The organism is Bacillus sp. AC266, from assembly GCF_979253805.1.
Window position 1 is genome coordinate 48,003 of the sequence record NZ_CEEDEC010000008.1, and the last position, 18,471, is coordinate 66,473.

Annotated in this window: 15 protein-coding genes; 10 read left to right on the forward strand and 5 right to left on the reverse strand. The window is 37.1% G+C overall.

Annotated elements, in window-relative coordinates; all coding sequences use genetic code 11:
- Positions 1-113: 113 nt before the first annotated feature.
- From rlmD to AC0IXC_RS25255, 5 genes are all read left to right on the forward strand, one after another.
- The gene (rlmD, locus tag AC0IXC_RS25235) at positions 114-1,490 is read left to right on the forward strand and encodes a 23S rRNA (uracil(1939)-C(5))-methyltransferase RlmD (RefSeq protein ID WP_002140209.1); all 1,377 of its coding nucleotides are present in this window, start codon (positions 114-116) and stop codon (positions 1,488-1,490) included.
- A gap of 201 nt (positions 1,491-1,691) precedes the next feature.
- Complete coding sequence (locus AC0IXC_RS25240; protein WP_471653524.1) at positions 1,692-2,681, forward strand: tRNA dihydrouridine synthase; 990 nt, start codon at positions 1,692-1,694, stop codon at positions 2,679-2,681.
- 214 nt (positions 2,682-2,895) lie between these two features.
- Complete coding sequence (locus AC0IXC_RS25245; protein ID WP_012260239.1) at positions 2,896-4,914, forward strand: GAF domain-containing sensor histidine kinase; 2,019 nt, start codon at positions 2,896-2,898, stop codon at positions 4,912-4,914.
- A gap of 357 nt (positions 4,915-5,271) precedes the next feature.
- Complete coding sequence (locus AC0IXC_RS25250) at positions 5,272-5,790, forward strand: YehS family protein (RefSeq protein WP_193652530.1); 519 nt, start codon at positions 5,272-5,274, stop codon at positions 5,788-5,790.
- Positions 5,791-5,884: 94 nt separating this feature from the next.
- A complete protein-coding gene (locus AC0IXC_RS25255) occupies positions 5,885-6,592 on the forward strand; it encodes a M48 family metallopeptidase (RefSeq protein WP_471653525.1) in 708 nt (235 codons plus the stop codon).
- 69 nt (positions 6,593-6,661) lie between these two features.
- Here AC0IXC_RS25255 and AC0IXC_RS25260 read toward each other — a convergent pair whose 3' ends face one another.
- On the reverse strand, positions 6,662-7,357 hold the full coding sequence (locus AC0IXC_RS25260) for a GNAT family N-acetyltransferase (RefSeq protein ID WP_215590611.1): 696 nt from the start codon (positions 7,355-7,357) through the stop codon (positions 6,662-6,664).
- A 14-nt stretch (positions 7,358-7,371) separates the two neighbouring features.
- The gene (locus AC0IXC_RS25265; RefSeq protein ID WP_016103215.1) at positions 7,372-8,481 is read right to left on the reverse strand and encodes a mandelate racemase/muconate lactonizing enzyme family protein; all 1,110 of its coding nucleotides are present in this window, start codon (positions 8,479-8,481) and stop codon (positions 7,372-7,374) included.
- Between the two features lie 93 nt (positions 8,482-8,574).
- Between AC0IXC_RS25265 and AC0IXC_RS25270 the strand changes: the two genes are divergently transcribed.
- Positions 8,575-9,852, forward strand: a complete 1,278-nt coding sequence (locus AC0IXC_RS25270; protein ID WP_471653526.1) for a transcriptional regulator — start codon at positions 8,575-8,577, stop codon at positions 9,850-9,852.
- Here the strand turns inward: AC0IXC_RS25270 and nhaC are convergent.
- The gene (gene nhaC / locus AC0IXC_RS25275; protein ID WP_002010164.1) at positions 9,849-11,270 is read right to left on the reverse strand and encodes a Na+/H+ antiporter NhaC; all 1,422 of its coding nucleotides are present in this window, start codon (positions 11,268-11,270) and stop codon (positions 9,849-9,851) included. The genes AC0IXC_RS25270 and nhaC overlap by 4 nt on opposite strands.
- A gap of 289 nt (positions 11,271-11,559) precedes the next feature.
- Here nhaC and AC0IXC_RS25280 point away from each other — a divergent pair, with 289 nt between their 5' ends.
- On the forward strand, positions 11,560-12,675 hold the full coding sequence (locus AC0IXC_RS25280; protein WP_003187097.1) for a M20 peptidase aminoacylase family protein: 1,116 nt from the start codon (positions 11,560-11,562) through the stop codon (positions 12,673-12,675).
- Positions 12,676-12,827: 152 nt separating this feature from the next.
- Positions 12,828-13,436 carry an SAM-dependent methyltransferase gene (locus tag AC0IXC_RS25285; RefSeq protein WP_193652525.1) on the forward strand — a complete coding sequence of 203 codons (609 nt, stop codon included), beginning with the start codon at positions 12,828-12,830 and terminating at the stop codon, positions 13,434-13,436.
- 50 nt (positions 13,437-13,486) lie between these two features.
- Here AC0IXC_RS25285 and ahpF read toward each other — a convergent pair whose 3' ends face one another.
- Both ahpF and ahpC read right to left on the reverse strand, forming a co-directional pair.
- On the reverse strand, positions 13,487-15,013 hold the full coding sequence (gene ahpF, locus AC0IXC_RS25290) for an alkyl hydroperoxide reductase subunit F (RefSeq protein WP_002010172.1): 1,527 nt from the start codon (positions 15,011-15,013) through the stop codon (positions 13,487-13,489).
- Between the two features lie 14 nt (positions 15,014-15,027).
- Positions 15,028-15,591: an alkyl hydroperoxide reductase subunit C gene (ahpC, locus tag AC0IXC_RS25295; protein WP_000924420.1), complete on the reverse strand. Its 564-nt coding sequence runs from the start codon at positions 15,589-15,591 to the stop codon at positions 15,028-15,030.
- Between the two features lie 590 nt (positions 15,592-16,181).
- Here ahpC and mtnK point away from each other — a divergent pair.
- A complete protein-coding gene (gene mtnK, locus AC0IXC_RS25300) occupies positions 16,182-17,462 on the forward strand; it encodes an S-methyl-5-thioribose kinase (protein ID WP_471653527.1) in 1,281 nt (426 codons plus the stop codon).
- On the forward strand, positions 17,425-18,468 hold the full coding sequence (mtnA, locus tag AC0IXC_RS25305) for an S-methyl-5-thioribose-1-phosphate isomerase (protein ID WP_002124936.1): 1,044 nt from the start codon (positions 17,425-17,427) through the stop codon (positions 18,466-18,468). Before mtnK ends, mtnA begins: the two co-directional genes overlap by 38 nt.
- Positions 18,469-18,471 lie beyond the last annotated feature (3 nt).

Below are 18,471 nucleotides of genomic sequence, written 5' to 3' on the forward strand. Positions count from 1 at the left end.
TAGCGTAACATTACTAGAGAACTATCGTCAATAGCTTTTTTTCTTCCAATAGAAATAGACCATATAAGTATGATAAAATGTAACGCAGTGTTATGAAAAAGAGAGGTCGGAAAATGAGTATAAAAATGACGCCACCAGTTGAAAAAAACGAGTTTATAGATGTAGTGTTTGAAGATTTAACACATGATGGTGCCGGTGTTGCGAAAGTGAAGGGATATCCTATTTTCGTAAAAAACGGATTACCAGGTGAGGAAGCGCAAATTAAAATTATTAAAGTGAAGAAAAACTTTGCGTTTGGTCGTTTAATGAAGCTTCATCAAGAAAGTCCATATCGTAAAGATGCAGAATGCCCCGTGTACAACGAGTGCGGAGGTTGTCAACTTCAGCACTTAACATATGAAGGACAATTAAAAGCGAAAGAAAAACAAGTACGTGACGTTATGCAGCGCATCGGTGGATTAAGTGATGTTCCTGTTCATCCTGTACTTGGCATGAAAAATCCGTGGGTATACCGCAATAAAGCACAAGTGCCAATTGGAGAACGTGAAGGTGGACTTGTAGCTGGTTTCTATCGTCAAGGAACGCATGACATCATTAATATGGAATCATGCTTAATTCAGGCGGAAGAAAACGATACATTAATTCAAGAAGTAAAACGTATTTGTGAAAAGCACGGTATTTCGGCTTACAATGAAGAGCGTAACAAAGGAACACTTCGCCACGTAATGGCTCGCTACGGACAAGTAACAGGGGAAATTATGCTTGTCTTCATTACACGTACAGCTGAATTGCCAAATAAAGAAGCAATCATTGAAGAAATCGCAGCGAAATTCCCAGAAGTAAAATCAATCGTTCAAAACGTAAACACGAAACGTACAAACGTTATTTTCGGAGACAAAACGACAGTACTGTACGGATCAGAATATATTTATGACTTTATCGGTGACATTAAATTTGCGATTTCAGCACGTTCATTCTATCAAGTAAACCCAGAACAAACGAAAGTACTATACGATAAAACGTTAGAATACGCAAAATTAAATGGTAACGAAACAGTAATTGATGCCTATTGCGGAATTGGATCAATCTCCTTATTCCTAGCACAAAAAGCGAAAAAAGTGTACGGCGTTGAAATCGTCCCAGAAGCAATCGAAGACGCAAACCGAAACGCAGCACTAAACAACATGACAAACGCTGAATTTGGCGTAGGAGAAGCAGAAGTAGTCATTCCAAAATGGTACAAAGAAGGCGTAATCGCCGACACAATGGTCGTAGACCCACCGCGTAAAGGCTGTGACGAAGCACTACTAAACACAATTATCGACATGAAGCCAAAGCGCGTCGTATACGTATCATGTAACCCAGCAACATTAGCACGTGACTTAAAAGTACTAGAAGAAGGCGGATATAAAACACAGGAAGTACAGCCTGTTGATATGTTCCCGCATACGACTCATGTGGAGTGTGTGGCTTGGCTTAAGTTGGTATAATAAAAAAGCAGTTGATATAGAAAAATCTATACCATCTGCTTTTTGGTTTATAAAAATACCATTCAGCAACGATTTTAGTTAAAATGAGTATTGCTGATTTTCACAAAATATAAATGTCCAAATGTACTTTTGCTATTTGGCTTTATATTTTTAAATTGAGAGTTTGAAATTGTATTCATATTGAGAGGATTTGAATTTGAAATGATAGATAATTTTTGGAGTGATTTACCACGACCGTTTTTTGTACTTGCACCAATGGAAGATGTGACAGATGTTGTTTTTCGTCACGTAGTAAGTGAAGCTGGTTGCCCAGATGTATTTTTCACAGAGTTTACAAACTCGGATAGCTATTGTCATCCAGAAGGTATGAAAAGTGTACGTGGCCGTTTAATTTTTACAGAAGATGAACAGCCGATAGTCGCGCATATTTGGGGAGATACTCCTGAATATTTCCGCCAAATGAGTATTGGTATGGCAGAGCTAGGATTTAAAGGTATCGATATTAATATGGGCTGCCCTGTACCGAATGTAGCATCAAGAGGAAAAGGTAGTGGCCTTATTCTACGTCCAGACGTTGCGGCAGAACTTATTCAAGCAGCAAAAGCGGGCGGACTACCTGTCAGCGTAAAAACACGACTGGGCTTTAAAGAATTAAGCGAATGGGAAGATTGGCTAACGCACATTTTCAAACAAGATATTGCGAACCTTTCTATTCACTTACGTACAAGAGAAGAAATGAGTCAAGTAGATGCGCACTGGGAACTAATTCCGGAAATTAAAAAATTACGTGACCGTATCGCACCAAATACGCTAATAACAATCAATGGAGACATTCCTGATCGTCAAACTGGAATGGAACTTGCTGAAAAATACGGTATTGATGGCGTTATGATTGGACGAGGTATCTTTAAAAATCCATTTGCTTTTGAAAAAGAGCCAAGAGAACATAGCAGTAAAGAACACCTTGATCTTCTAAGACTACAGCTTGATCTTCAAGATCAATATGCAGAAGTACTACCACGCTCAATCACAGGGCTTCATCGCTTTTTCAAAATTTATGTAAAAGGATTCCCTGGAGCTGCTGAACTAAGAAATCAATTGATGAACACGAAATCAACTGATGAAGTGCGTGCGTTGCTTGATAAGTTTGAGGCGAGTGTTGATAAGGATGGAGATAGTGAAACAGTGTAACTTTTGAAGGTTAGAGGGGATAGGGTGTAGCGATTTTATGAGTGTTTGTTTCATTTTAATTAAGGTGAACCGTATCATAAGTAAGTGAGGTATTCTATGTAAAACAAGGGTAAGAAAAGAATACAGGAGAAAATTGAAAATGGCAGGTTGGTCTTGATTTTCACTGATATTATCATGTTTATTTTATTATGCCTATAACTTGGAGGCTATGTGAATGTTAAGTGATCAGACGAGATATTCTAGGCTCGCGAATATAACAAAAATAATAAATACAAAATTAGAACTACGTGAAGTATTACAGCGTGTAACAATGGCGATATCAGAGGAGATTGTTAGGTGCAACGCTGTTGGAATTTATTTACCCCAGGAAGATGGAACATTTAGAGGGTTTGCAGGGAAACCAGAGACCATAAATGGCGTAACGCTCGATACTCAGGTAATTGATCCTGAAATAGACTTACTGGCAAAAGAAGTTATTGAAACAAAAAAAACCATCTATATCCCTGATACCTCAAAGGATCATCGGCCGGATCCAAGACCAGTTGATGCGTTCAAAATTAAGTCCTTATTAGCCCTGCCTATCTCATTTGGACAAGAGTTATTTGGTCTGGTTTTTTTATTTGATTATGGAGTTCCAATGAACTTAACAGATTCAGAGATTCAAAGTGTTGAAGCTTATGTAAATATGGCTGCGGTCGCAATTCAAAACGCAAATAATTTAACACAAAAGGAAAACCTTATTGCCGAGAAGCAGCTGTTACTAGATGTTACCCGTGATTTATCAATGTGTTCCTCGATACAGGAGAGTTTTGATAAATGTTTTTTTTACTTAGGACAGATTTTAGAGAGTAAAAACATGGCTGCCCACCTTTTAGACCCGCTAGACAAAACAACGATTAAAACAACGAAGTTAAGCAAGGACTGTGATTGGACAGAAGCGGATTGGATGGAGAAAAGCTATGAAGCCAAGATCCAAGAGGTTATTCAAACAAAAAATATAGATAGTAAGGGTCTACTGATGATTCCATTGGTTTCAATGGGAGAAGTATTAGGGGTAATCGTCGTTGGCAAAGAGGGAAAAGCTCACAATTACGATAATTCCCAAATTCAACTGGCAAAATCTATCGTTGATGCCACAGCTCCTACGTTTTCAAACTTGTTATATATGGATCAACTTGAAAGCATGGTGGAAGAGCGAACGAGAGAACTAGCTGCTGCTAATGAAAAAGTTACAAGTGTGATTGAAATTATTACGGATGGATTCTTTACTTTGAATAATAAATGGGAATTCACGTACGTAAATAAGCATCAATATTTTCCACAAAGAAAAACAGCAAAAGATGTATTAGGTAAGAATATATGGGAGGTCTTCCCGAGTAGCGTCGACGCAGTTATGTATAAGGAATTTCATCGTGCAATGTCAGAGCGAATTACAGTTCATTTCGAATTTTTTTCTATCTCTGATGAATATTGGCACGAAGTTATTGCATATCCGTATGATGATGGTATTTGTTGTATTTTTAAAAACATAACGGAAAAAAAGCAATATGAGCAGGAATTGAAAAGGTTATCCAACATAGATTTAATAGGGCAAATGGCAGCAGGTATCAGCCATGAGATTAGAAATCCAATGACAACAGTAAGAGGATTTTTGCAGTTATTAAAAGAAGAGCGCACCTATGAGAAACATAATAAGTACTTTAATTTAATGATTGAAGAACTTGATCGTGCCAATTCTATTATTACTGAATTTCTCTCAATCGGTAATACAAGGAAATCGGATTTGCAGATGTTAGATTTAAATTCAATTATCCACGATATTATTCCTTTAATAAAGATTGATACGTATAATCAAAATAAATATATTCAAGTCGATACAAATGACATTCCGGAATTATTTTTAAATCGTAATGAGATACGACAATTATTAATAAACCTATACCGTAATGGCTTAGAAGCGATGAGCACAGGGAAAGTTCTAACCATTAGCACCTACAAGGAATGTCAAAATTGTGTGGTGCTTGCAGTGCGGGATCAAGGAAAAGGTATCAGGCCTGAAGTATTAGAGAAACTGGGTACTCCATTTTACACGACCAAAGATAATGGAACTGGATTGGGATTAGGCATATGTTATGCCATTGCTGCCCGGCATAATGCGAAAATAGAAATTCAAACAGGCTCGGAGGGCACTACCTTTTTTGTTAAATTTAATTATGAAAATAATGAACAATAACCTCATTTAGATTAGTTACGGTGAACCGTACCACAAATAAAAAGGAAAACCTAAGTAAACACAATCAATATATTTCACCTGAATTTTGCGTAACATTCATGTTTGAGTTGCATAAAAAGAAATGGACTAACCTATATTAGGTTAGTCCATTTTCAAGTGTGTTAATTAATAGTAAATCCCCATCCGTAATTTTGCACGATTATCCCATCCTTTTTGCTGTTTTAAAATCATCCCCAAAAGCATTAATCCACCTAAGACTACAAAACCTACCTCTAAAATGTTAAAGTAGTAACTTAACGATATTAATTTATACATGCTAAAAGCATTACTATAATCAACATTTCAGGAGGAAATACAATGGCAATGAGCAACAACGATATATTAAAAAGAGTAAGATACGCTTTAGATATAAGAGATATAGATATGGTAGAAATCTTTGAACTTGGCGGGATGGAAGTAACGAAAGAGGACGTACTTGATATGCTTACAAAAGTAAAGAGAAGTCCACAACATGAAGCGGAAGATGATGATGTAATCGAAGATGAGTACGTATTAACATGCAACATGATGATGCTAGAGGCATTTTTAAATGGATTTATTACTTTAAAAAGAGGGAAGCAAGATCCGAAACCAGGGCAACCGGCACCTGTACGGAGCAAGGAGAGTGCCAATAACCTTCTTTTAAAGAAAATGAAAATAGCACTATCTTTAACGAGTGAAGATGTGCTTGATATATTAGACAGCGTGGGCGTCATCGTAACAAAAGGAGAGTTAGGCGCTTTATTAAGAAAGAAAGGCCATAAGCATTACAAAGAGTGCGGCGATAGATACGCAAGGAATTTCATTAAGGGATTAGGTGTAAAGTACAGAGGATAATAAGTTCGGTGAAACAGTAAATGATATAATAGATAGAGTAGGGCGTTTGTGTCCTATTCTTTTTTATTTGTAAAATAATACACTAGGTGATGAAATGGTACATACATATTTAGGTGAGACAATTAATTTTCATATAACTTATAAGAAGAAAAAGTCGGTGCGTCTTTTTGTAGATTCGTACGGAAATGTGGAAGTGCAAGCTCCAAAAGGAACGCCTGTTGAATACTTAGTCAAATTCTTAGAGGAGAAATGGGATTGGATTCAGAAAACACGTAAGGAAATGCAGGAGCGAGCGCTTGGACCACAGGAAAAGGGTTATGATCAAGGAGAGGGTTTTCTCTATTTAGGGAATACGTATCCGATACAGATTTCTCAAGATGCAAGTATTGAACAAGATAATGCAGTATTTGAAGGGAATAAGCTACATATTTACGTGAATGAGCTTAAGGATGAGAAAATCCAGCAGGCTTTAAAACGATTTTACTATAAGCAGTGCAAGGCATTAGTAGAGAAGAGTATTAAAGCGCATCAAAGTAATTTTAAAACAAAACCACGTTCTATTCGTATTACAGATAGTAGTCGTACGTGGGGAACTTGTGATTCAAATCTACAGTTAACGTTTAATTGGAAGCTAGCAATGGCACCTCAGAGGGTAATTGATTATGTAGTTGTTCATGAAATGTGTCATATGGTTCATTTAAATCATGATCGTTCTTTTTGGCGTCTTGTTGGGAAGATAATGCCTGATTATAAGGAAATGGAAAACTGGTTAGCGTTATCTAGTTGGAAGATGACGGTTTAGTTATTACTTTAGATTGTGGAATGAAATAAAGTAGAACCCTAATGAATTAGGGTTCTCTTTGTACATAGATTATCGTCCAAACTTCACAGTGAAAGTATCGTCTATTCTCTCCATCGCATACCCACGATACCCCTCCGAAAGCAACGCCTGCTGTCCACCAGCATCACTCATCGGAACGCTCTTAACATCGGACCAATCTCTTTCCTTATCCCCACGCAACTCCTTCACAAAAACATACCGCATACTCCCGCCGTACTTCTCCTTCAGCGCAGCAATTTCCATACCTTGCGCGAACTTATCCTTTAAACTAGGAATGTTAAAAGGTGCAACGGTGCAGCAAACATAGTCGTACTGGCTGTCTTCTTTTTGTAATTCATCCATGATGACTGTGGCTAATATTTTTTGCATGCCATTTCCTCGACAGTTTGGATGAACGTTTGAGATTTCTTGATAGATGACGCGGTGTAGCTGACTTTCTGGTAGACCAATATCAAGCCCTAAATGTTCATCGTCGATAGGAGGGACTAGTAGGGCACGAAATGCGATGAGCTCGTTTTGTATAAACGCCCCGATCATCATGCCGTTTCCTTCTAGAATGTATTGAAATTCTTCTAGCGAGAGTGGTTGTAAACGACCTTTATCTTCTAGCGCTTCAACTACAACGTTTTGTAATGATAAAATTTGTTTCATATGTTCTAAAGATAGTAATGTAACGTGAAATGGATCGTTGTTTTGTTTTAATTTTCCTTCGTAAAGAGTCGTCATGTGTTAGTCCTCCTTTAGCGTACAACGTCTTGAAAGACGGTTAATTCTTGTAATGTATTTTCGTTTATTTCAATGCCGAGTCCCGGCTTTTCGTTTAAGCGAATAAATGGTACGTCGTAATGTAAGTTTCCGATGTCTTTCGTGAATTTTAATGGTCCCGTTAGCTCGACGCTAGTAATGATTTTTTTTGAGAAAGCGACATGGAATCCTGCGGAAGAGGCAACAGATGATTCGACCATGGATCCAACTTGGCATTCAATGCCTGCCATTTCAGCTTGATGAGCGAGTTTTACAGCTGGATATATGCCGCCGCATTTCATTAGTTTTATATTCACTTTATCAGCTGCGTCTAATTTAATAATTTGGCGCATTTCACGAGAGCCTTTTAGTCCTTCATCAATCATAAGCGGAAGATCTGTTTTCGAACGAATATGAGCCATTGCATCAATATCATCCGCTACAACAGGTTGTTCAATCCAGTCGATGTTTAAATGACCTAATGAACGAAGTGCTGTTAATGTGTTTGCGCTATTTTTCCATCCTTGGTTTACATCAACACGAATCGCGATATCATTTCCTACACGTTCACGTACAGCTTCAATTCGTTTTACATCTTCTTTTACATTTGTACCGACTTTCATTTTGAAAGATTGGTAACCTTTTAGAATCATAGAGGCAGCTTCTTCAGCCATGTCTTCTGGATCTGCAATACTTAAGACGTGAGTGACAGGAAACTCTTCATGATAGCGTCCGCCAATTAATTGATATACAGGTTGATTTAATTTTTTGCCCATTATATCAAAACAAGCGATATCAATCGCAGCTTTCGCTGTAGGAACACTGTAAATCGTATTGTCCATCATATCGTGTATTTTCTCGATATTCATTGGATTTTTCCCAATTAGAGCAGGAGCTAGTGTATGTTTTAAAACATGGAAAGTACTTTCCCATGATTCACCTGTAACGTGATCATCAGCAACGCCTTCACCGTAACCGATAATGCCTTCATCTGTTTCCATTTTGACGATAATAGAAGGCATATCAGAATAAGAACCATAACTAATAACAAACGGATCGCGAAGTGGTAAACGAATTGCGTAAAGATGAATAGCTGTAATTTTCATTGAATAAAGACCCCTTCCTGTTTACAATGGTTTTGTACATTTGATATAGTTGACGTTAAATAGTCGTTAATTAATGATAAGGAGTTAGAGAAAATGATGATAAAAATTGCAGTTGTCGGTTCAAAAGAGTTTATGGAGAATCTTTTACCTATTGCTCATAAACTAGAAGAAATAGAGATTGATCCATATATTTACCTTCATCCGGCAGAATCTTCTGAACTATTAAAGCGTTTAAAACCTTGTGATGCTATCTTTTTCTCAGGTGCCCTACCTTATTATATGGCAAAAGAAATAAGAGAACAATTACCAATTCCAAGTGTATATTTGCAGCAAGACGAGACAACTGTCGCATCTTCACTCCTTTCTATAATATACCATCAAAGTATTCAACCTCATAAAATTTCAATTGATTTAGTAGATCGTTCGTTTATTACAAATGTGTTCCATGACATCGGTCTGAAAGAAACGCCGCAAGTGATGGATTATGAAAATATGTTATGGAGTAATGATGAAATTAAGAGAATCATTGATTTTCATTTAGCTAAATATCAATCTGGAGAGGTTGATTTAGCTTTAACTAGTATTCACGCTGTCTACGATGAACTTCAAAAAATAGGGATTCCTTCAGAGCGTATGATAGATCCAACGCAATCAATTATACATGGGTTAAAAGATGCAAAAATAAAAGCTGAGTTAGCAAAAAGCCATTCAGCTACTGTTGGTGCTTGTATTATATCCTTTATAGAGTTACAAGAAACCTCGCTTGAACAATTAAATGTAATTTCAAAAGAATTACGTGGTTCATTTAAACAAGTTGATGAAATGACTTTTATTTTGTATACAACTCGTGGTGATATTGAATTGAGTATAAAAACAAATACGATAGATCGTTTATTTATGAATATAGAAGGCGCAGTATCTATTGGATTTGGTTACGGAAAAACAGTAAATGAAGCGGAACAAAATGCAAAAATCGCTCGAGGTTTCGCAAAGAATAATCCGATAGAAAGCTGCTTTTATATACTAACAAGTGATAAAGAATTATTTGGTCCGTTCCCGAAAGAACAGAGAGTACAAAGTTTAAAAAACGATAATCCTGAATTAATGAAAATAGCGAAGGAAACGAAGCTTAGTCCTGCAAACTTGTCAAAAATTATTCAGTTTAGTCAATCGCATCCATCATTGAAATTTACAGCGGCGGATCTTTCTGAGTACTTACAAGTGACTCGGCGATCGACGGAAAGGCTGTTAAAGAAATTAGTTGATTACAGATATGCCAATATTTGCGGCGAGGAAATGCCCTATCAACAAGGGCGCCCTCGTGCAATATATGAGCTAAATTTACCGTTGTATTCGTTTCAAAAATTTTAAGCTTCTAGTTGTGCTTTTTGTTTTTTCAGTAGGTCTGCTTTTTCAATATCAGATAGCTTCGTAATTGTGAAGCCAGTTATACCATAAATGATTGAGATAATAGGTACGATGAAATTCAATATAGCATAAGGAGCATATTCGAATGCACCGACTCCAAGTGTTGCGAGTATAAATACACCACATGTATTCCAAGGTACGAAAACAGAAGTTAATGTTCCACCATCTTCTAATGCTCTGGATAAATTTTTAGAATGTAGTCCTTTTTCTGTGTACGCATTTGCATACATTCTTGAAGGAACAACAATCGAAATATATTGTTCAGAGCAAGTAAGATTCGTTGCAAAGCAAGATGCGATGGTAGAAGCGATAAGTCCTTTTGATGATGTCGCTAATTTTAAAATTTGATTTACAATTGAGCGAAGAATGCCAGTATGTTCTAGTACTCCGCCGAAAGTCATAGCGACAATTGTCATAGAAACTGTATTCATCATAGAGCTTAAGCCACCACGGTTAAATAGTTCATCTACTAGCTTGTTTCCAGTGTCTATGACAAATCCACTTTGGAGTGCACCGACAGCTGATGAGACAGAGCCACCTTGAATAAAGACTTGTGATAAGAATCCTAAAATAACACCTACGAGAATAGCTGGTATAGCAGGGACTTTTTTAGCGACCAATACCATAACGACTACGGGTATAATTAATAGGAAAGGCGAAATAACAAAGTTTTGTTGCAATACTTGTAACGTTTGATCGATGCTTTTTGCATCGATATTGTTATCGCCGAAGCTTCTTCCTAAGAAAGCATAGACGATAAGAGTAATAATTAAACCTGGAATTGTAGTAAATAACATATGACGAATATGTGTGAATAAATCTGTATTTGTTAATCCCGCTGCTAAGTTTGTCGTGTCTGAAAGCGGTGACATTTTATCGCCAAAATAAGAACCGGAAATTATAGCGCCAGCAACCATTGGAGCTGGGATTCCCATACTTAGGCCAATTCCCATTCCAGCAACACCGATTGTTCCCATTGTAGACCAAGAGCTACCGATTGCTAATGCAACGATAGAACAAATAATTGTAATTGAAACTAAAAATAGTGATGGAGTTAAAAGTTTTAAGCCGTAATAAATCATAGTAGCGACGATTCCGCCGCCAATCCAAGCACCGATCGTTAAACCTACAAGAATAATGATAACGATAGCGGGTAATGCAAGGCGAATTCCCTTATACATCGATTCTTCAATGTCATTCCATTTGTAACCGTATCGCCAAGCGACGATCGAAGCAACGGTTGTACCGATAATAAGTGGGACGTGAGGGCTTTGTTCTAATACAACAATTGTAACCATCATAACTGCAACTGTAATGATAATAGGGATTATTGCTATGCCAAAAGGTATTTCTCTTTTCATAAACTGCCTCCTCATTATGTATGTTTGTATTTTTAGAATTGTCGCAAAATAGACGTTATTAAGTTATAATAACTAAAAATAGATGTAAGCGTCAATATAAAAACAGAAAATATCGAATCTTCTATTTGTATGGATATCTTTATAAGATGAGTTGAAATCGGGTATTAACGGTATTTAAAAATAAATAATTGACTTTTTTCTTAAAATTCAATATGTTCATAAAAACATCTGTTTTTCATAAGTATAATTAATCTGAATGGTTTGTAATTAGGGGAAGGAGAATGAAGCTTTGAAAACATTAGAACTACAAGAGCGTTTAACTGAAATTTTTCAGCATTTACATGAAAACCCTGAAGTAAGCTGGAAGGAATATGAAACGACAGCTTATATTACTAACTTTCTAAAAGAAGAAGGAATTTCATATAAAATATTTGATGATTGCCCTGGCGTGATTGCTGAAATCGGAAGAGGGAATCCAGTTATCGCGATTCGTGCTGATATGGATGCACTATGGCAAGAAGTAGACGGAGAATTTAAAGCGAATCACTCGTGCGGCCACGATGCTCATATGACAATTGTGATGGGCCTTATTTTACAATTGAAAAATATGAGATGGGATAGTGGTACTGTTAGATTTATTTTTCAGCCGGCAGAGGAAAAAGGAAATGGTTCCTTAAAGATGGTAGAGAAGGGCGCCGTGGATGATGCTGATTTCTTATTTGGTGTTCATTTAAGGCCGATTGAAGAACTGCCTTTGAAACAAGCAGCCCCATCTATTCGTCACGGAGCTGCAGCATTTTTAGAAGGGATGATTCATGGAGATGATGCACACGGTGCACGCCCACATCAAGGTATAAATGCAATTGATGTCATTTCGATGATCAATATTGGATTGAAAAATATATGGTTACCGCCGCAGACGTCTTATTCTGTTAAGATGACGAGATGCCAAGCTGGTGGTGATAATCTAAATATTATTCCAGGTAACGGGCACTTTAGTTTAGATGTAAGAGCAGAAAATAACATATTACTAGATGAATTGAAGCGAAGAATAGAGCAAGTAATTCAGTCAGCTGAATCAATGGGATCTAAACTTTCTTATGAGTGGATTGATCTCGCACCAGGAGCTGAAGTGTCAGAAGAAGCTGAGCGTTTCATGCGGAAAGGCATTCTTGAAGTGTACGGGGAAGAGGGATGTACTGGACCACTGTATACGACAGGAAGCGATGATTTCCATTACTATACAGTGAAAAGACCCCATTTAAAAGCTGTCATGCTTGGACTAGGGGCGAACTTACAACCTGGATTACACCATCCGTATATGAAGTTTGATCATAGCTGTATAATGGATGGAGTAGAAATATTGAAACAAACTGTATTGAAAGTATTAGAAGACAGGGGCTAGAAAGCTCCTGTTTTTTTGGTGGGAATTTGTTGTTAAGTCGATATATTCGATTTCGCGATAATATAATTTCATGTACCAATTAATTTGATAAAAATGAGCATTCAGTACGTGGTGTATAATAATAGTAATATATTCTTAATAGGAGCAAACGAATGAACGAACAATATTACGATGCTGTATTAAATATAAAAACTGTCGGCGAGCAAAAAGGATTTAATAAGTCTATGCATTATCACCGTTATGAACCGACGCCATATAGCGGATTAGATGAGTTATTGAATCAATATGAAATAACAAGTAGCGATCGAATTGTAGACTTTGGGTGCGGAAAAGGGAGATTGAATTTTTACATGCACCATAAGTGTGGTGCTTCGGCCGTTGGGATTGAAATGAATGAAGAGTTTTATAAAGAAGCAATGGATAATCGTGATCGTTATGCGCGAAAAGTGAGAAACAGTAAAGATAAAATTCGGTTTGAATGTTGTTTAGCACAGGAATATGAGATTGATCCACGTGATAACCGGTTTTATTTCTTCAATCCATTTTCTGTCCAAGTGTTTATGAATGTAGTAAATAACATTTTGCTTTCAGTAGAAGCGGTGGAGAGAGAAATTGATATTATTTTATACTACCCTTCTGAAGATTATATTTTCTTCTTGGAGAATCAGACTGCATTTGAATTGAAGAAGGAAATAAGATTACCGGGTGCTTATGAGAAGAATGGGAATGAGAGATTTTTAGTTTATATATTAGGATTATAAAAAAAGCAGGTGCCTTGGCACCTGCTTTTTTAAAACTCACGTTTATATAATTAGTTACGGATTAAGTAATCAAATGCACCTAAAGCTGCATTCGCACCTGAACCCATAGAGATGATGATTTGTTTGTACGGATTATTTGTACAGTCACCTGCACCAAACACTCCTGGTACGTTTGTAGCGCCGTGCTTGTCTGTTACGATTTCACCGCGAACGCGTTCAACTGTTTCGCCTAACCAGTCTGTGTTTGGCACAAGACCGATTTGAACGAATACACCTTGTAATTCAACATGGTGTACTTCTTCAGTTTCACGATCGATGTAAGAAATACCGTTTACTTTATCAGTACCAGTGATTTCTTTCGTTTGAACGTTTTTCAGAACAGTTACGTTTGGTAAGCTGTTAAGACGTTCTTGTAATACAGCATCAGCTTTTAATTCTGGCATGAATTCAAGAACAGTTACGTGCTTAACAATACCTGCTAAGTCGATAGCTGCTTCAATACCAGAGTTACCACCGCCGATAACCGCTACATCTTTTCCGATGAATAATGGACCGTCACAGTGTGGGCAGTATGCTACACCTTTGTTTTTGAACTCAGCTTCACCCGGTACGCCAACATTACGCCAGCGAGCACCTGTTGAAACGATTACGCTCTTACTTTTCAGAATAGCGCCGTTTTCAAGTTCCACTTCAATAAGTTCTTTTTTCTCTAAACGTTTCGCACGTTGTAGATTCATTACATCGATGTCGTATTCTTTTACGTGCTCTTCAAGACTTGCTACTAGCTTAGGACCTTCAGTGCGTTTTACGCTGATGAAGTTCTCAATACCCATAGTATCCATTACTTGACCACCGAAGCGCTCAGCAACGATACCAGTGCGGATGCCTTTACGTGCTGCATAAATTGCTGCACTTGCACCAGCTGGGCCGCCACCAACAACAAGAACATCGTATGGATCTTTATCAGAAAGCTCTGATGCATCTGGACCGTTACCCATTTTAGCTAAAATTTCTTCAAGTGTCATACGACCGCTTCCGAAAGATTCGCCATTTAGGTAAACAGTTGGTACTGCCATGATGTCTTTACTTTCTACTTCCTCTTTAAATGCAGCGCCATCAATCATAGTATGTGTAATACCAGAGTTTAGAACGCTCATTACGTTAAGAGCTTGTACAACATCAGGACAGTTATGACAACTTAGGCTGATATAAGATTCAAAATGATATTCGCCTTGAATGTTTTTGATTTGATCGATTAATTTTTGTTCAACTTTTGGAGCACGTCCACTAACTTGTAGTAAAGCTAACACTAATGAAGTAAATTCGTGTCCTAATGGAATACCAGCGAATACGACACCAGTTTCTTCACCAGGGCGATTTACGCTAAAGCTTGGTGTTCTCTCTAGTTCAACTTTTTCTACTGTAATCTTAGATGACATAGTAGCTAATTCATCTACTAGAGATAACATATCTTTAGATACGTTATCGTCTCCTGCGCTTACTTTAAGTAAAATATCGTTCTCCATTAACTGAAGGTATTGGGATAGTTGTGTTTTTATATCTGCATCTAGTATCATTTTGATCGAACTCCTTAGATTTTGCCTACAAGGTCAAGGCTTGGTTTAAGTGTTGCAGAACCCTCTTGCCATTTAGCTGGGCAAACTTCACCTGGGTTGTTACGTACGTATTGAGCTGCTTTAATTTTGTTAACAAGGATGCTTGCGTCACGGCCGATACCGTCAGCATTGATTTCCATAGATTGGATAACGCCGTCTGGATCGATGATGAATGTACCACGAGCAGCAAGACCTTCTTCTTCCATTAAAACGTTGAAGTTTGTAGTGATTGTGCGAGTTGGGTCACCAATCATAATGTATTCGATTTTGCCGATAGTTTCTGAGCTATCATGCCATGCTTTGTGAGTGAAGTGAGTGTCTGTAGATACAGAGTATACTTCAACGCCTAAGTCTTTTAGAGTTGCGTATTGGTTTTGTAAGTCTTCAAGTTCAGTTGGACAAACGAATGTGAAGTCTGCTGGGTAGAAACAAACTACGCTCCATTTTCCTTTTAAACTTTCGTCAGTAACTTGGATAAATTCTCCATTATGGTAAGCATTAGCTTTAAACGGTTTTACTTCTGTGCCGATTAATAACATATTAAAATTCCTCCTAAAGGTTGGTTTTGAGCATCGGAAATTAGTTTGCTCATAAAATATATTTTTTAATTAACTATAATAATTCTAATTCGATATTAATTATCATATAGAAGTGGTTATTTTGTCAAGAGAATAAACCAACTTTATACCAATTTAATTAATATTTATTCTCAATTAAGGCTGCTAGGGAATTAAAAGGTAATTTTTAAGTCATAAATTTTCAATGAGTGTTTGAAAGAGTAGTGTGTATGTTAGAGACATGGTGTAAGTATAAATTCTTAGGAAGGAAATATTTCTTAGAAGTTGTGGATTTGAAAAGGAACTGCTTACTTCTATTTTACAAAGAATTGTGCAATAAATAAAACAAAATGTATCGGAATCTTTGTGAACAATTATTGTCATCTTAAATATATATAATAAGGAGTATATTGCAATGAGAAATAGAAACATTGACGCTCATTTCTAACAAGATATAATAAAAGCGAGATATGTATTGCAATAGAGAAGATATAGTATAGATTGAAAAAGTTTCAGTCTATTATTTTTTACGGCTTTTAGAAAACGTTTACATTTAGTGTGGAGGGGAAACCATGTCTAAGTTCACGAAGTATTTTTTAATGGAAGCTAAAGATGTGATTGCATATGTGCAAGAGAAATTACCTAAGTTCGAGCATGCAAAGGGGCTTAAGTGTAAAGAAATAGGTGATGGTAATTTAAATTATGTGTTCCGCGTTTGGGATGAACAGAAGAACATTTCTGTCATTGTAAAGCAAGCTGGGGATACAGCGCGTATTTCAGATGAGTTTAAGTTGTCGACGAATCGAATCCGTATAGAATCAGATGTTTTGCAATTAGAAGGAGAGTTAGCATCTGGACTCGTGCCAAATGTATATTTGTTTGATAGTGTGATGAATTGTTGCGTGATGGAAGATTTATCAGATCACACAATATTGCGTACAGCACTCATAAATTATCAAATGTTTCCGAGGCTTGCTGATGATTTAACTACTTTTATGGTAAATACCCTTCTATTAACATCAGATGTTGTAATGAATCATAAAGAGAAGAAGGAACTCGTGAAGAATTATATAAATCCGGAGTTATGTGAGATTACAGAGGACCTCGTATATTCAGAGCCATTCACAAACCATAATAAACGCAACGAATTGTTTCAATTAAATGAAGGATGGATTAGGGAGCATATTTATAGTGATAAAGAGCTTCGTATGGAAGTAGCAAAACTTAAGTTTTCGTTTATGACGAATGCACAAGCGCTACTTCACGGTGATTTACATACTGGTTCTGTTTTTGTAAAAAGTGATTCTACAAAGGTTATTGATCCTGAATTTTCTTTTTATGGACCTATGGGATATGACGTTGGGAATATAATGGCGAATTTAATGTTTGCATGGGTGAATGCAGATGCAGTGATGCAATCTGGTATTGAGAAAGATACATATATGAACTGGATAGAATCTACCATGATAGATGTAATTGATTTATTTAAGAAGAAGTTTTTAGATGCTTGGGATATTCATGTGACAGAGATTATGGCGAAGGAAGAAGGCTTTAACCGAGTTTATTTACAATCTGTATTAGAGGATACAGCTGCAGTGACGGGTCTTGAGTTAATTCGTCGTATTGTTGGTCTAGCGAAGGTAAAGGATATGACTTGTATTGAGAATGAAGAGGCGCGTGCTAGAGCGGAGCGAATTTGTCTTCAGACAGCGAAGAAGTTTATTTTACAAGCGAATCAATATAAAACAGGTAGCAGCTTTGTAGAAACGTTAAAAAAACAGTCAATGCATAAGTGCGAAATAAGGGGAGAAGATGATGGCAGAGCAATTAATACCAATTCAGTGGAAAGATGATGCTTTAGTGTTATTGGATCAAACGGTATTACCGAACGAAGTAGTCTATGAATCTTTTAAAACGGCTGAAGGTGTGTGGGATGCGATTCAAGTAATGAAAGTACGAGGAGCGCCGGCAATAGGTGTTTCAGCAGCCTACGGTGTGTATTTAGGAGTAAAGGAAGTTGCGGAAAGTTCGGCGGAAGAATTCATAGCGGAAGTAAAAAAGGTATGTGCATACTTAGCGACATCAAGACCGACGGCAGTAAATTTATTTTGGGCGCTTGAAAGAATGGAAAGTGTCGCGAAAGAGAATGCTCACTTATCAATTGCGCAGTTGAAAGATAGATTATTAGAAGAAGCAAAAGAGATTCATAGAGAAGATGAAGAAATTAACCGTCAAATTGGAGAACATGCATTAACATTATTCCATGATGGCATGGGGGTATTAACGCATTGTAATGCAGGTGCGTTAGCAACGACTAAGTATGGCACTGCGACAGCTCCAATGTACTTAGCGAAAGAAAAAGGATGGGACTTAAAAATCTATTCCGATGAAACACGCCCTAGATTACAAGGTTCAACGTTAACGGCATTAGAACTGCAGCGAGCGGGAATTGATGTAACGGTCATTACAGATAATATGGCGGCAATGGTCATGTCACAAGGGAAAATCGATGCAGTAATCGTTGGATGTGATCGTGTAGCAGCAAACGGGGATGTAGCAAATAAAATTGGAACATTAGGTGTTTCGATTTTGGCTAAATATTATAACATTCCGTTTTATGTAGCAGCACCAACGCCGACAATTGATTTGAAAACACTGACAGGAAAAGAAATTCCAATTGAAGAAAGGGATGCTTCTGAAGTGATCAATCGTTTCGGACAATACTCTGCTCCTCAAGAAAGTAAAGTATACAATCCGGCATTCGATGTCACGCCATATGAAAATGTAACAGCGATTATTACGGAAAAGGGAATTGTGAGAGCACCGTTTATGGAGAATTTAAAAAAGCTATTTCAATAAGTA